At 45.4% G+C, this 14,989-nt stretch carries 15 protein-coding genes; 11 read left to right on the top strand and 4 right to left on the bottom strand.

From position 1 onward, the window contains the following. The 10 genes from Q0R35_RS09750 to Q0R35_RS09705 form a co-directional block, all read left to right on the top strand. Positions 1-1,639: N-acetylmuramoyl-L-alanine amidase (locus tag Q0R35_RS09750; protein WP_295616870.1), on the top strand; the 1,639-nt coding region annotated here is incomplete at its 5' end. A gap of 320 nt (positions 1,640-1,959) precedes the next feature. After that, a complete protein-coding gene (locus Q0R35_RS09745) occupies positions 1,960-3,231 on the top strand; it encodes an MFS transporter (RefSeq protein ID WP_295616865.1) in 1,272 nt (423 codons plus the stop codon). Positions 3,232-3,271: 40 nt separating this feature from the next. Further along, a complete protein-coding gene (locus Q0R35_RS09740) occupies positions 3,272-4,864 on the top strand; it encodes an MDR family MFS transporter (protein WP_295616863.1) in 1,593 nt (530 codons plus the stop codon). Positions 4,865-5,012: 148 nt separating this feature from the next. Further along, positions 5,013-5,285, top strand: coding sequence for a DUF1816 domain-containing protein (locus Q0R35_RS09735; protein ID WP_295616860.1), 273 nt, complete (start codon positions 5,013-5,015; stop codon positions 5,283-5,285). A gap of 52 nt (positions 5,286-5,337) precedes the next feature. Further along, complete coding sequence (locus Q0R35_RS09730; protein WP_295616857.1) at positions 5,338-5,808, top strand: pyridoxamine 5'-phosphate oxidase family protein; 471 nt, start codon at positions 5,338-5,340, stop codon at positions 5,806-5,808. Between the two features lie 102 nt (positions 5,809-5,910). Then, complete coding sequence (locus Q0R35_RS09725; protein WP_295616854.1) at positions 5,911-6,405, top strand: DUF1269 domain-containing protein; 495 nt, start codon at positions 5,911-5,913, stop codon at positions 6,403-6,405. 254 nt (positions 6,406-6,659) lie between these two features. Next, complete coding sequence (locus Q0R35_RS09720) at positions 6,660-7,574, top strand: DUF2382 domain-containing protein (RefSeq protein ID WP_295616851.1); 915 nt, start codon at positions 6,660-6,662, stop codon at positions 7,572-7,574. Positions 7,575-7,754: 180 nt separating this feature from the next. Beyond that, positions 7,755-8,291, top strand: coding sequence for a DUF2382 domain-containing protein (locus Q0R35_RS09715; RefSeq protein ID WP_295616848.1), 537 nt, complete (start codon positions 7,755-7,757; stop codon positions 8,289-8,291). 82 nt (positions 8,292-8,373) lie between these two features. Next, positions 8,374-8,817 (top strand): hypothetical protein, encoded by a 444-nt coding sequence (locus Q0R35_RS09710; protein ID WP_295616845.1) that lies wholly within the window; start codon positions 8,374-8,376, stop codon positions 8,815-8,817. A 24-nt stretch (positions 8,818-8,841) separates the two neighbouring features. Next, a complete protein-coding gene (locus Q0R35_RS09705; RefSeq protein ID WP_295616843.1) occupies positions 8,842-9,357 on the top strand; it encodes a hypothetical protein in 516 nt (171 codons plus the stop codon). A gap of 106 nt (positions 9,358-9,463) precedes the next feature. Here the strand turns inward: Q0R35_RS09705 and ligA are convergent, their stop codons facing one another. From ligA to Q0R35_RS09685, 4 genes are all read right to left on the bottom strand, one after another. Further along, positions 9,464-11,485, bottom strand: coding sequence for an NAD-dependent DNA ligase LigA (gene ligA, locus Q0R35_RS09700; protein ID WP_295616840.1), 2,022 nt, complete (start codon positions 11,483-11,485; stop codon positions 9,464-9,466). A gap of 41 nt (positions 11,486-11,526) precedes the next feature. Continuing rightward, positions 11,527-11,769, bottom strand: coding sequence for a type II toxin-antitoxin system HicB family antitoxin (locus Q0R35_RS09695; RefSeq protein WP_366944859.1), 243 nt, complete (start codon positions 11,767-11,769; stop codon positions 11,527-11,529). 7 nt (positions 11,770-11,776) lie between these two features. Next, complete coding sequence (locus tag Q0R35_RS09690; RefSeq protein WP_295616834.1) at positions 11,777-12,382, bottom strand: Uma2 family endonuclease; 606 nt, start codon at positions 12,380-12,382, stop codon at positions 11,777-11,779. Between the two features lie 365 nt (positions 12,383-12,747). Next, positions 12,748-13,647 carry an alpha/beta fold hydrolase gene (locus Q0R35_RS09685; RefSeq protein WP_295616831.1) on the bottom strand — a complete coding sequence of 300 codons (900 nt, stop codon included), beginning with the start codon at positions 13,645-13,647 and terminating at the stop codon, positions 12,748-12,750. A gap of 331 nt (positions 13,648-13,978) precedes the next feature. Here Q0R35_RS09685 and Q0R35_RS09680 point away from each other — a divergent pair, with 331 nt between their 5' ends. Continuing rightward, the gene (locus tag Q0R35_RS09680) at positions 13,979-14,938 is read left to right on the top strand and encodes a DUF362 domain-containing protein (protein ID WP_295616828.1); all 960 of its coding nucleotides are present in this window, start codon (positions 13,979-13,981) and stop codon (positions 14,936-14,938) included. Positions 14,939-14,989 lie beyond the last annotated feature (51 nt).

Here is a 14,989-nt window from a genome sequence, read left to right as displayed (position 1 = left end):
GGTATCAATCAATCAAACTTCCGTACCCCGCAGCCTCAAAGGGCATTTTGCCTCTGTCTTCAATCTCAAAGTTGGCAAAAACACCTTCGATGTCGATTATAAGGGACAGACGAAAACGATCGTGGTGACTCGATCGGCAGTATCCAAAACCGATGCCCCTCCAGGTAATTTCACTGCTAGTTCCCTCGAACCTCAAGGTGATATGGCGCGGATGCCTGGAGAGTTAGTTTGTTTTGGTGCAAACGCGCCGACAAAATCCAAAGTAGAAGTGAATGTCTTAGGGCAAGATATTAAGCTCCAAGAACAAACCAAGAGCGTTGAGTTACCCGATAATAAAGCTGCCCTAATCGATAAAAATCAACCTCAAGCGATGTACGGTGCAGGGCAATATCTAGGCTGTGCGATCGCTTCTGCCGCCGCAGATCTGGGCAACCCTACCTACAAACTCGAAACAGGTAATCCGCCAACAACTGTTGCTCAAACAGCACCAGGCAAAGTTCAGATTCTCTCCCCCTTGAATCTCGACATTGCCGAAGTCAAAGTTGAAGGTGGTATCACCCGCACAGGTGCGAGTTCGGATTTTAGTCGGTTGACACCGCTGCCGAAAGGGACTAGAGCCTCCATTACCGCTCGTCAGACAGGGAATAACAATGGCAAGCAGGCTAACTGGGTGCGGCTTGACTATGGTGGCTGGATTCTCGCCGAGCAAGTCCAAATCACTACGGGAATCAAAGTACCGCCCAAAACGATCGTCAAAAGCGTAATGAGCAAAGATCGGGCGGGCGCAACTGATGTGATCTTCCCGCTCCAGGTAGCAGTTCCCGTCACTCTCGAACAAGGGACAAATACTGTCACCCTCACTCTCTACAACACTACTGCTCAAACTGACATCATTCGGTTCAATGATAACCCCGTTGTTTCGCGGCTAGATTGGAAGCAGACGACCCCTGGAGTCGTCCAATATGTGTTTAACCTCAAATCAAAACAACAGTGGGGCTACAAGCTCAGATACCAAGGTAGCAACCTCGTACTATCCCTGCGCCATCCGCCCAAGCTCGATCGAAATAATCTCAACAAACCGCTAACTGGCACTAAAATCTTACTAGATCCAGGACATGGCGGTGCTGATTCTGGGGCTGTGGGACCAAATGGTTATACCGAGAAGGATGCCAATCTCTATGCTGCCAAACTATTGGCAAATGAGCTGTCGATGCGGGGTGCCTCAGTATTTTTATCGCGAGAAGTAGATAAGGCGATCGAACTGAGCGATCGACAAACAATTATTGATAATCTAGAACCTACCCTAGCTCTCTCTGTCCACCACAATTCTCTCCCCGATGGTGGCAATCCCGACACCAAGGGTTTCTCAACCTTCTGGTACCACGCCCAAGCCCAAAGCCTTGCCATGTACCTCCACAACTATGTGGTCAAAGATACTGGTCGTCCATCCTATGGTGTGTTCTGGGACAACCTTGCCCTCGCTCGTCCTGCATCCGCACCTTCAGTACTGTTGGAATGGGGCTTCATGAGTAATCCTGGTGAGTTTGAGCAAATTGCTAATCCTCAAGAGCAGCAAAAAATGGCCAAATCGATCGCAGATGGCGTTACCCAATGGTTGGTATTGTCAACGAAAAATTAATGGCTACCACTTGGAGGCTAACGTGTATACACGTTAAAGTTGATGCGTAGATCCATACCCCACCCAGCGACGCGCGCTCCTCGGGTTCCCCGAGGGTTTAGCGCGTCAAGACAACCTCCCCTTAGAAAGCTACGGTGTATACATAAGTCTGGAGAAAAGCGAAAACTCTAGAGATCCACCTAAATCCCCCTTAAAAAGGGGGACTTCCGGATCCGGTCCCCCCCTTTTTAAGGGGGATTTAGGGGGATCTTATAGGGTTTGAGCTTAACAAAATTATTGAGTTCTCAGACATCCTCATATATTAACGATCGACATTTACCATGCAAGCAACCGCAGCTAAATTTTTACCACCCGCACTTAAATCGCGAAATTATCGGTTATTTTTTGCAGGGCAAGGAATATCGCTAATTGGCTCGTGGATGACGCAACTCGCGACTGTCTGGTTGGTTTATCACATTACTAATTCGGCTTTGATGCTGGGAGTAGTGGGGTTTACCAGCCAGATTCCCAATTTTATTTTGACACCTTTTGGTGGGGTATTAGTCGATCGATTCTCGCGCCATCGCATTTTAATTACGACCCAAGTGTTAGCAATGATTCAATCGCTAACTCTGGCGGCTTTAGCCTTCGCCGGGGTAATTAATATTGAGTTAATCTTAATTCTGAGCTTTATTCAGGGGGTAATTAGTGCGGCAGATGCGCCAGCTCGTCAAGCATTTGTCACAGAACTTGTCGATCGCCCGGAAGATTTGGCAAATGCGATCGCGATTAATTCGACAATGTTTAATGGGGCGAGATTAATTGGGCCAGCAGTCGGTGGTTTGTTGATTGCTCAAGTGGGTGAAGCTTACTGTTTTTTAATCGATGGGGTAAGTTATATCGCGGTAATTGCTGCTTTACTGGCAATGCGATTTAAACCCAAACAAATGCCCAAAATTAATGGTAGTCCGCTCCAAAGAATTAAAGAGGGGTTTGATTACGCTTTTCAATGTCCGCCAATTCGGTCAATTTTATTACTGTCGGCTTTAATAAGTTTGATGGGGATGCAATATACCGTACTCGTCCCAGTTTTTGCAGATAAAATCCTGGCGGGTAACGCGCAGACATTAGGGTTCTTGATGGCAGCATCGGGGGTAGGCGCGGTGTTTGGCGGGATTTATTTAGCAACCAGAACGACAGTAGTCGGTTTGGGGCAATTAATTATTTTGGGGCCAGCTTTGTTAGGCATTGGCTTAATTATCTTTTCGTTATCTCGTTATTTACCGTTGTCATTACTGGCGATGCTGTTAGTTGGGTTGGGGATTATTTTACAAGTTGCATCTGGCAATACAGTTTTACAAACGATCGTTGATGACGATAAGCGTGGACGAGTAATGAGTTTGTATACGATGTCATTTTTGGGAATAGTACCGTTTGGTAATTTATTAGGTGGATCGATCGCCGATCGGATTGGTGCTCCCAATACATTAATAATTGCGGGGATTGCTTGTTTATGCGGTTCGATTTTCTTTAGTCGGCAATTACCAGGATTAAAGAAAATAGTTCATGCAATTTATATCCGTAAAGGCATTATTAAATCGACAGAAATTTGACATCATTAGTAGGGGCAATTAATAATCTGGAGTTAAAATTGTGGCACATGCAAGCGCGATCGATCCCCAACGTCAAAATCCGAGTTTAGAGCCACGAGTACCGCTGCGAACGTGGATTGGCGTGGCGGCGAGTATGCTGGGTGCCTTTATGGCGGTATTGGATATTCAGATTACCAACTCCTCGCTCCAAGATATTCAAGCGGCTCTAGGGGCGACGCTGGAGGAAGGCTCGTGGATTTCGACAGCTTATCTAGTGGCAGAAATTGTGGTAATTCCGCTGACTGGCTGGTTGTCGCAGGTATTTTCGATCCGTCGCTACATTTTGGTAAATGCGTCGCTATTTATCTTTTTTTCAGTGTGCTGTGCGTCGGCGTGGGATTTATCCTCAATGATTACCTTCCGTGCCCTGCAAGGGGCGACAGGCGGAATTTTGATTCCGATGGCACTCACCAACATGTTGATTAGTCTACCGCCCGCTAAACAGCCTGTGGGGTTAGCTTTATTCGGTCTGACTGCGACATTTGCACCTTCGATCGGCCCGACTTTGGGCGGCTGGCTGACGAATAATCTCAGTTGGCACTATATCTTTTATTTGAATGTCATTCCAGGAGCATTGTTACTCGCTGGAGTTTGGTATGGCATCAAGCCACAACGTCCTAAACCAGAGCTACTCAAACAAGGTGACTGGTGGGGTATTATCGCAATGGCGATCGGGTTGGCATCTTTGCAAGTAGTCTTAGAAGAAGGTTCGCGCAAGGATTGGTTTAACTCGTCATTAATTATTAATCTGGCGGTAGTTGCGGTCATTTTTTTAGGAATATTTTTCTGGATCGAACTTACTCGCAAGCAGCCATTTATTAACTTGCGGTTGTTAAAAAATAGAAACTTTGGACTGGCGAGTATCGTTAATGTCTCACTCGGAATCGGATTATACGGTTCTATCTATATTTTGCCGTTATACTTAGCTCAAATTCAACAATATAATGCTCTGCAAATTGGTGAAGTATTAATGTGGGCAGGAATCCCACAGTTATTTTTAATTCCCTTCATTCCTAAACTAATTCAGATCGTCGATACGCGATTGGTAATTGCCGTTGGAATTAGTTTATTTGCAGTCAGTTGTTTTATGAATTCCGATCTGACTAATCTGACCGGAATCGACCAGTTACGGTGGTCGCAATTAGTCCGGGCGATGGGTCAACCCTTAATTATGGTACCGCTATCTGGTGTCGCTACGACGGGGATTCCCAAAGAGCAAGCGGGTTCGGCGAGTGGGTTGTTTAGTATGATGCGAAATTTAGGCGGTTCGTTTGGAATTGCCGCGCTGGGGACTTTATTGACTCAGCGCGAACAGTTTCATTCTAATCGGTTGGGCGATAATATATCGATTTATAATCCCGCAACTCAGCAACGAATCGATGAGTTGATACAGTTATTTATCAGCAAGGGTGTAGATTTAATTACCGCCCAAGATCGAGCCTATAAATCGATCGAGAGTATCGTTCGTCGCGAGGCTTATGTGTTGGCTTTTAATGATTGCTTTTACTTTATTGGGTTTGCATTGCTATTGAGTGGTATAGCAATTTTATTCTTCAAAAAAGTCAAAAGGGCAGCAACTGGCGGCGGTCACTAATCTATCGGTCAAAATTCAGTATTTTGAATATCTATCTATTGACAGAGCGATCGAGCGGTTACAGTCTGTATAAATAGATGATATAAACCAATTACTAGCGAGCTGAATCGAGAGCAACATAACTTTCGAGATTGCGCTCGATGATTAAGTGAATCTCAACCAAAATCCGCTCGTCAATCTCGCAGAAATCTGGACTGATTTCTTGAATTTCTGGGGACAAGCTTGGTGGATCGAAGTTTTTACAACTCAGCCCAAATGTATTTACTACTTTGGCCCTTTTGCCGATCGTCAGCAAGCACATCTAGCGATTTCTGGCTATGTAGAAGACTTAGAATCTGAATCTGCTAAAGTTATCCACCTGAAGCTCGAACAGTGTAAACCGAAAAGATTGACGAGCGACTTTGAAGATGCTGTTGCTTGAAAAACTGCAACTGGCATTAATTTAACAATCCAAAATTTACCCCAACCCTAATATGCTAGCGATCGAAGAAATGAGACCAGATGAGATCCACGAACTGCTTCACAAAGTAGGTTACGGTCATTTAGGCTATATCCACGAGGGTAAACCCCAGGTGATGCCAATGCATTATTACCTGCACGATACAGATATTTATCTCCTCACCACCGAAAACATGAAGATCCACCAACTAGATGCAAATCCAGAAATTTGTCTCCAAGTGGAAGAAATTAATAGTCCGCTGTACTGGCGAAGCGTCGTTGTGACAGGTAGAGCCGAGTGTCTTAAAGTCGAACGAGATATCGATCGCGCCATCGAGTTTATTAAAGAGCGGAATCCGGCAGTTTCGCCTGCTAGCAATCGGACTTGGATCGATGCTTGGGGACATGGAGAACCAATTGCGATCTATAGAATCGAATGCGATCGCCTCAGCGGACGAACGACGGATGGAGCTAGTATTCATCAAGAACAGAGGATCGGTAATTAGTACTTGAGAGCGATTTCTCTATCTGTTGACAGAGAGGATAAGTGAGGTAAATTTTGTACGATCGACACATCGTGGTAGTTAAATTTATTTAGAGGAAATCAGATGAGCGACCTAATTGTTGTCGGTTTTAAAGACGAATTTAAGGCTGATGAGGTGATGAGCGAATTACGAAGACTTCAATCAGAGTACTTAGTCGATCTCGAAGATGCTGCCGTGGTCATTCGCAACCAAGAAGGCAAAGTTAAAATTAAGCAAGCCCAAGAACTAGTTGCTGCTGGTGCTATTGGCGGTAGTTATTGGGGCATATTATTGAGTGTAATTTTCTTCAATCCAATTTTTGCTTTGGTGGGTGCGGCGGCTGGTGCGCTGTCAGGAGCTTTGTCAGATATTGGCATCGATGATAACTTTATGCGCGATCTCGGCAGCACGATCGAACCAGGAACTTCAGCGATTTTTGTGCTGATTCGTAAATCTACACCCGATCGCGTGTTGGCAGATTTAAGTAAATTTGAAGGTAAAGTGTTACGGACTTCGTTATCAAAAGATGACGAAGCCAAGCTCCAAGCTGCATTGACAAAAACCCCCGCTACTGTCTAAAAAAAGTGCGATCTAAATATATGGCAGCTTAGAAACTGCCATTAACATCTAGGGTAGGGCAATTAAATTGCCCTACCCTAAATTGTCGAAATTATTTGCTGCAAATGTCAATTACGCTTGTTATGTAGCTACAGCTTACTCTATCTAATGGCGCGAGCGGGATCGGTAGATAGAAGGATGATTAAAGAAGATTGAATCTATATGCTATTAGTTAAATGACTGGATTAAATTAAATAAACAGGACTCAATTAATTATGGCTCTGCATAAAATTAAAGACTTCGATCCAGAATATAGTAAGCATTTTGACGATCGGGATGTCAAAGGCATGGATCTGTATGTAGCAGATGACAAAGTCGGATCTGTCGATGATATTTTAGTAGATGATAGCGGACAATTTCGGTATTTAGTAATTAATACTGGCGTATGGATTTTGGGTAAAAAAGTATTATTACCGATCGGTCGCGCGCAGATCGATTATCAGAAAAAACGTGTCTACGGTCAAAACCTGACTAAATCACAAGTTGAATCCCTCCCTGAATTGACTGAAGACATGGCAGTCGATTACGACCATGAAGAGCGAGTCCGAGGCGTTTATCGTGCCTCTATGCCCGCTACACCCACGATGGGCGTTGGCAAAACTCCAACCAAGCCAGTAACCACTGGCACGCCGATGCTGGGTGTAGAAGACGAATATGCAGAGCCAGCGGGTTATGTTTACGATCGCGATACCTACTCTCACGATAAAGAACCCGATCTCTATGCCATGAACGAGGATAATCATCCTAACTTGAAGCTTTACGAAGAGCGGCTTGTTGCTAGCAAACAGCGTCAAAAAGCTGGCGATGCCGTAATTAGCAAACGGATTGAAACTGAAACCGTACAGGCTTCGGTACCCATCGAAAAAGAGCGCGTCACCATCGAACGCGTGCCCGTCAGCGGCGCAACGGCAGTAGCTCCTGGTGAAGCAACCTTCCAAGCAGGTGAAGTCTCCCGTGTGGATGTTTATGAAGAAGTAGCTGAATTCCACAAAGAGGCATTCGTCCGCGAGGAAGTGCGTGTTAATAAAGTGGTAGAAAAAGAAACTGCAACTGCTCAAGAGCAAATTCGTCGCGAAGAAGTCGATATTAAAATCGATGGCCGCCCCACGGGCACCGACGGCAAATTGTAGACTCTAGTAGGGACAATTCATGAAGCGGCGGTTTTATTCGGAGGGAACCTCCGAATAAAAAAACCGACAAGACAGCGGTTCGCATAATCCGGGAGGGAACCTCCCGGATTATGCGAGACAAGACATTGCCCCTACCAGCAACAGAACGTCGTCGATAATCACAATATTCTGGGGAAGAACATGCTTGCTGACGAATTTAAATCTAGTCAACAGAATGGCGAAGTAGCGCGTCGCGAACAAATTGCCGCTCCGGCAAATATTGTGATGGAAACAGTAATTCCGCTACTAGAAGAACGACTGGTAGTCGATTTGACGCGACGCAAGAGTGGCGACATTGTGGTTCGCAAAGAAATTGAAACCCATCTTTTGCAAGTCCAAGTTCCCATCAGACGCGAAAAATTGATTGTCGAACAAGTCAGTCCTGAATATAAACTGATTGCCGAAATCAATTTAGATGAAGAACGAGTGACTGATGAATTAATTGCTAAGACGATCGCGCCTAACGACAAATCTATTGCTGTTAGCTTAGTTGCTAGCGATCGATCGACAATCGATAATCGGCATACTTATTCGCCCCAAGGTGCGATCGATCTTCTCAACGAACTAAAAAATCTGCCCGATCGCGATTCTGAGTATCTAAAAATTGAAATAATCTGCCAAAATCCCGACCGTCGAGATAATTACCAAGCAATGCTCGCTCTTCATAGCCAGACATAGTTTTAGTATGAGTTTCGCAATATTACGATTGAATTCTAGAATCTTAATAATGATAAATAATTTATTCAATAGGGATACAAACATGAGTTTTTTTCAACAAGGTCGCAAGTTAATTATTGCTTTGTCACTAGTATTTATGCTGGTAGCCACAACAGCATGTGGTAGTAAAACAATAGCTAAACCGACAGCAACTTCGCCCATTGCGATCGAGCGAACTAGCTACTCACAACTAGCACGGGGTAACTCGGCGACAGGGCAAGAATTTGGTAATTGGGTAGTAGAAGCCAGCAAAGGTCTAGTCAAGGATGCTTATGTCCGCGATCGCGATAAATTAGGCGTGATTATTTCATCTCAAGTTAAACCTAATGAAGTCAAAGATTTAGCGAAATCTCTTACCCAAGGTTTTCGTAAAAACTTCCCAGATCGCGATTTGAAAGTTTTGATGTACGCTCCTGACAAGAAACTAATCTTGACGGCTGTTTATGATACTCAATCAAAACAAATCGAATATCAACAACCAGCATAATCACACTACAACTAACTAAAAGCCATGTCTACAAGTGAAGATTACAAACGCCAAGTGATGAAAGATTTGGCTGGCGGAGACAAAGAGATTCTTGACGATGACTCTAGCACCGCAGATAATTACGAAAACTTTGACGATTTTGCCCAAAGATCTTCTAAAGCAGAACGACACCAGTTATTTAGTAAAACGTTCCAATCCGATCGGATTCCCGCCGCGCAAATGGAGCCAGAATTGCAAAAAGCGATCGCTCAAATCAAACCTAACGAGCGCGACGATGTTGCCCGCGAATTTTTTAGTCATCTCAAGAAAAAAGGCTTGAGCGATCGCGATTTAGAAAAACAGTTAGGATTGTCAACACACGACCCCAAACACATGGGTGCAGATGATGTCGGGAAATTGGCTGGCTTTGCCTACCACAATTATGCTGATGTCTTTCATGATGTGCTATCAGAGCAGCCCGCAATGGTAAAGTTTCTCAGCAATCCGATGGTTGGCGCAGCTTTAGGCGCGATGGCAGCGAAGTGGATGGGACGAAAGTAGCGGGCAAGTGGTTCGCCAGCGGTTGTGTCTTGTCGCAACCGTCGGGGAACAGAGGCGTGCGCGCGACGCAAACCGCCGCTGGTGATGCGAAGTCCGCCTACGCGGACTAGGTATTTAATAACTCTATTAACTCAGCATCAGAGATAACTTTTACGCCTAGCTTCTCTGCCTTTGCTAACTTCGAGCCAGCTTTCTCGCCTGCTAATAAATAGTCAGTTTTCGCACTAATCGAATCCGACACTTTACCACCATGACTTTGGATTAGATCTTTAGCTTCATCGCGTTTTAATGTGGGCAAGGTGCCAGTGATAACAAAAGTTTTATCCGCAAAAGTTTGACTCAGAGTATGATTGTTAACTTCTAAAGATCGCTCGAATTGTAACCCTGCTGCTTTTAACCTTTCGATTAAGGCAATATTCTCTGGCTGTTGGAGCCAATTATAAACAGATTGAGCCGTTTCTAATCCCACATCCCGAATATCTTGCAGATCGGAGATTGTTGCTTGCAATAATAGATCGATCGAAGGAAATCTTTCGGTGAGAATGTTCGCGCCATTATTTCCAATCTGCCGAATCCCTAACCCATATAATACCCGCGACCACGAACGGGATTTAGAACTAGCAATTCCCTCGATCGTTTTAGTTGCCGACTTCTCACCCGTGCGCTCTAAAGTTATCAACTTGGCAACAGTCAGATCGTATAAATCGGCAACTGAATTAACAAATTTGCGATCGACTAATTGCTCGATTAACTTTTCGCCCACACCATTGATATCCAGGGCATCCCGACTTACCCAATGCACCAACGATCCCTTGAGAATCGCCGCACAGCTAGGATTATTGCAGCGCAACACCGCTTCCTTTTCCGACTTAACTACTACCGAATCGCAGACGGGGCAATTAGTCGGCATTTTAAACTCGACAGTTCCCGGCAGGCGCAAATCGGTCAACACCCGCACGACTTCGGGGATAATTTCTCCCGCTTTGCGGACAATTACCGTATCGCCAATCCGCAGATCTAACTGGGCGATCCGATCGCCATTATGGAGCGTTGCGCGCTGTACTGTCGTTCCCCCCAACTGGACGGGTTGAAGGTGCGCCAAGGGCGTAATTGCCCCCGTTCTGCCTACATTTACACTAATGTCTAATACTCGCGTCGGAGCTTCTTCGGCAGGATACTTGAGAGCCACCGCCCAGCGGGGGAATTTATTCGTAAAGCCGAGTTCTTGTTGCAGTGCGAAGTCGTTAATTTTGACGACCACACCATCAGTCATGTAGGCTAGATTGAGCCTGTCGGTATTCCAGAGATCGTAATATTCGCCTACTTTGGCGGCATCCGCACATAATTCGCGATGAGAATTGACCTTAAATCCCATCCGTTCGAGCATTTCCAGCGATGCTAAATGGCTGTGGAGTTCGGTTGCGGGAGTCGTAGTCGGAATTTGCAGCGTATAAGCAAAGAAATCTAATTTCCGTTGAGCGACCATTTTGGGGTCTAATTGTCGCAATGCGCCAGCGGCGGCATTGCGCGGATTTGCAAGGAGTTGTTCGCCTGCTTGTTCGCGTTCCTGATTGAGTTGCTCGAATACGGCTATCGGTAAAAAAGCCTCACCCCGTACTTCGACTACTGGCGGCGGATTTTCGAGGTTTAACTTGAGTGGAATCGATCGAATTGTCTTAACATTTTGGGTAATATCTTCCCCCGTATCGCCATCGCCCCGCGTCGCACCGCGCACCAATAATCCATTCTCGTATGTTAATGCGATCGCCGAACCATCGATCTTCAATTCGCAGATATATTCGGCACTCTCCTTACTCCCCATATTCCGCTGCCAACCTGCTTCCCACTTGGCAAATTCCGCCATGTCAAAAGCATTTTCGAGGCTGTACAGCGAGATATTATGTTTAACCGAAACAAAGCCCGAAGCCGGACGTTCCCCAACGCGCTGAGTCGGACTATCCGCAGTCACCAATTCGGGATATTGACTCTCTAAATCTTGCAGTTCTCGATACAACCTGTCATACACGGCATCTTCCATGACGGGATTGTCGAGGACATAATAAGCATAGCCAGCCGTCTGGAGTTTGACGCGAAGTTGTTCAGTGCGGTTCAGGATTTCAGGTGTCACGATCTATCTCGGCTCAACGGTACTACTATAGTACAAGATGCCTATCGATTCGACAAGACTTTGGATGAGACAGCCTGAAGTGTGATTGGTTCGGGAATAGATTCACCTTCCGCTTGCCAAGCTTCTAAGTACATCTCAATTACTTCTTCACCATTATGAATAGCTTCAGCGCGAGTTTTACCATGAGTACATGGCATCATCACTAGGTCGGCAAATTCTGGAATTGTGACTAGGAAAAGTCGATCTTCCTCCAACCATTGAATCACCATGCTATATTGACTCATCATTTTCTCAACTCATTCGATCGATCGATAGTTCCAAATCGGGAAATGTTGGAGATACAATTAGCTCATTACTTCTAAATTGATGTAGATCGTATTCACCATCCACTAAATTATAAACCGAAATAGTCGGCTGTTTGGGATAGCCGATAAAATTCCGTCCGCCCAAGCCTAAATAATCGACGATCCAATATTCCTGAATTCCTAATGCTTGGTACGCAATCTGTTTGATGGCATAGTCATCTTGCCAATTAGTCGATACTACTTCAATGGCTAATTTTACCGAACTACCTTGCGTAATAATCGATTCTGTCTCCCATCGTGGTTCTTGAGCTAGCAGTTCTCGATCCAAAACGATGACATCTGGTTCGTACCCAGACTTATCATCGATCGATTTGACAATCGATTCTCGCGGAATCAGATAGGGTAACGGAGATTGACGAATAATGAAATTCAGCTCAGAAATGATGAAACCAGCTATTTCTGAATGTTTACCGCGTGGTTTGGGCATTTCGAGGATTTCTCCATCTCTGAGTTCGTAGCGATATTCCGATCGTGCTGGCAACCAGGTAATAAAATCATCGAAGCTAATTGTTTTAGATTCTGCTAGTACCATTTTGATTATGTGTGACTCAGCACAAAATAACTTTATCTAATTAAGCTAATTTTAGCCGATCGAGATCTAGAATTACTGTCTTTGTCTTTTGAGAACTACCGCACATGTCCGCAGCAGAGGGGACTCGAATTATCGGTATAAATTCGATTGTCTAGAACGCACGTTGTTCGATTTTTTGATTGAGATATCATTTGACAGAAGAATGGTGCTTTACGCACTAAAATAGCCTACTCTGTGCAGACATTTTTTGAGCCAGCCTCCACCAAAATGTTCTTTGACGAACATTTTGGTTTTTTAAATAGGTACACCCCAGCAGACGTTTTCGGGATGAGCGAAAGATCGAAATTCTTGATTTCTGCTAGATATTAGCAAGTGACGCTTGCCAACTTACCAATCCAATTACTCAACACCGGATTGACTAATTCGGGAGCTTCATCTTGCGGACAATGACCGACATCGGGGAGTTCGATAAATTCATCAACTGTAGACACATTCATTAATTCGCGTCCTTGGGCAATCGGTTCCCACGGATCGGCAGCACCCCAAATCGCGATCGCAGGGCATGATAATTGGGGTAATAAATCTTCGGGTAATGGCCCCCAAGAATAAGCGGTAAACTTCAAAAATACATCGGCTGCGCCCGCATCGGCGGCTGGAGCCATCAAGATATCGATTAATTCTTCGCTGACGGCTTCGGGGTGATGGTAGGCTTGCAAGAGAATATTCCGCACGACTTTGCGTTGGGCTAATTGCTTGAAGAAGAAATTACCGATCGCTGGTATAGTAAGGATGGACTGAAGGAGTGGTGCGCCCCAGCGACGATATAAGGGCATTTCCGCACGTTTGCGATCGTGCAATAGTCGCAACGAACAATTGAGCAGAGCAACACCCGTAACGAATTCTGGATTGGTGACAGCCGCTTGCAGCGCAACGATACAGCCGATCGAATTACCAATTAAAATGGTCGGACTGCCAATTATTTCTCGACAAAAATCAACTACCTGCGCCGCCCAAGTTTCAAAGGTATACTCAATTTCAGATCCTGGTGTTGGTTTAGCCGATCCGCCAAATCCGATTAGATCGATCGCATAACACCGACAATTTTCGGCTAGTACCGGAATATTTTTGCGCCAATGTCCGACCGAAGCCCCAAAGCCGTGAATTAATAAAACAGGCACGCCTGTCTCGCCAGCAGTCTGATAATTAATCTGATGTCCGCGCCACATCCAGGTAGTATTTGCAGTCGGAGTAGCGATCGAAGTCATATCGATTTTGGATGATAGATTTTAGATTAACAGCTCTACAAAATAGAGATGCTAGTTTCTGCGTATTCTAACGCGATTTGCCAGCGGAGAAGCTGCACCAAAGACACCATCATCGGATCTAACTTAACTTAGCTCAAAACGAGTCAAAGCAATAATACGAAGGATATAATGAGTGCAAGTATCTGCCTAAACTCCTTACTCCGGTCAGTGAGCGATAGCCGTTGGCGTAAGCCTGCCGTAGGCACACTGTACTTCTTACTTGGTCAGTGAGCGATAGCCGTTAGCGTAAGCCTGCCGTAGGCACACTGTACTCCCTACTCCCTACTCCCCCATGCCCCCAACCGTCAGTCTCATTCGCGCCACATCTTATGAAGCCGCGCAGCTTCGTAAATCGGTAGAGGAAGTGCTTGCACCATTAGGTGGGATTAGTGCTTTTGTCAAACCAGGAGATCGCGTCTTACTCAAGCCAAACCTGTTGACTGGTGCGCGTCCGACTAAAGAGTGCGTAACTCGTCCCGAATTAGTTAGATGTGTCGCCGAATTAGTAATTGAAGCTGGTGGAAAGCCATTTTTCGGCGATAGTCCCGCCTTTGGGAGTGCGATGGGGGTAGCTAAATCTAATGGTTATTTGCCAATGATGGCGGAATTAGATTTACCAGTGGTTGAATTTCATGGCAAACGCTACGAAACAGCCAGTACCGAGTTTAATCATCTATTACTGAGTAAAGAAGCGATCGAAGCCGATGTGGTAATTAATTTACCCAAAGTCAAGTCTCACATGCAACTTACTATGACTTTAGGTGTCAAAAATCTATTCGGTTGCGTTCCTGGAAAAATGAAAGCCTGGTGGCACATGGAAGCCGGGAAAAGTGCCGAGCGATTTGGCGAAATGCTGGTGGAAACAGCGCGCGCAATTAACCCAAATTTGACCATTATCGATGGCATTATCGGACATGAAGGAAATGGCCCCAGCGGCGGCGAACCCCGCGAGTTGGGCGTGCTAGGTGCTGCTGCGGATGTATTCGCGCTGGATGTCGCGATGTTAGAACTTTTGAACGTCGAGGCGTACTTGGTACCGACGGCGGCGGCGGCGCAAAGATTGGGTTTGGCTCCGGTGTTGGAGTCGCTCGAATTTCCGCTGTTGCGTCCGGTAGATGTGAGTTGTAGCGATTGGAAGTTACCAGAGGCATTAATGCCGATCGATTTTGCGATGCCACGGGTGATTAAATCTACTTTCCGCCATCTATATATTCGGTTGATTAAAGAACCAATGTCGGCATATAAAAAGTAGGAATCGATCGATTCCTCCTCAAAAGATCTCAAATGGGTTCTATAGAACCCA

The sequence above is a fragment of the Chamaesiphon sp. GL140_3_metabinner_50 genome, from assembly GCF_025361915.1.
Lineage (GTDB): Bacteria > Cyanobacteriota > Cyanobacteriia > Cyanobacteriales > Chamaesiphonaceae > Chamaesiphon.
The sequence above is the reverse complement of the archived record's forward strand: the minus strand, read 5'-3'. Positions and strand labels throughout refer to the sequence as shown.

Excerpts from the sequence above, each read along its gene's own strand:
- Q0R35_RS09745 (WP_295616865.1), top strand. The coding sequence starts at position 1,960 with ATGCAAGCAACCGCAGCTAAATTTTTACCACCCGCACTTAAATCGCGA.
- Q0R35_RS09730 (WP_295616857.1), top strand. The coding sequence starts at position 5,338 with ATGCTAGCGATCGAAGAAATGAGACCAGATGAGATCCACGAACTGCTT.
- Q0R35_RS09725 (WP_295616854.1), top strand. The coding sequence starts at position 5,911 with ATGAGCGACCTAATTGTTGTCGGTTTTAAAGACGAATTTAAGGCTGAT.
- Q0R35_RS09720 (WP_295616851.1), top strand. The coding sequence starts at position 6,660 with ATGGCTCTGCATAAAATTAAAGACTTCGATCCAGAATATAGTAAGCAT.
- Q0R35_RS09715 (WP_295616848.1), top strand. The coding sequence starts at position 7,755 with ATGCTTGCTGACGAATTTAAATCTAGTCAACAGAATGGCGAAGTAGCG.
- Q0R35_RS09710 (WP_295616845.1), top strand. The coding sequence starts at position 8,374 with ATGAGTTTTTTTCAACAAGGTCGCAAGTTAATTATTGCTTTGTCACTA.
- Q0R35_RS09705 (WP_295616843.1), top strand. The coding sequence starts at position 8,842 with ATGTCTACAAGTGAAGATTACAAACGCCAAGTGATGAAAGATTTGGCT.
- Q0R35_RS09695 (WP_366944859.1), bottom strand. The coding sequence starts at position 11,769 with ATGAGTCAATATAGCATGGTGATTCAATGGTTGGAGGAAGATCGACTT.
- Q0R35_RS09690 (WP_295616834.1), bottom strand. The coding sequence starts at position 12,382 with ATGGTACTAGCAGAATCTAAAACAATTAGCTTCGATGATTTTATTACC.
- Q0R35_RS09685 (WP_295616831.1), bottom strand. The coding sequence starts at position 13,647 with ATGACTTCGATCGCTACTCCGACTGCAAATACTACCTGGATGTGGCGC.
- Q0R35_RS09680 (WP_295616828.1), top strand. The coding sequence starts at position 13,979 with ATGCCCCCAACCGTCAGTCTCATTCGCGCCACATCTTATGAAGCCGCG.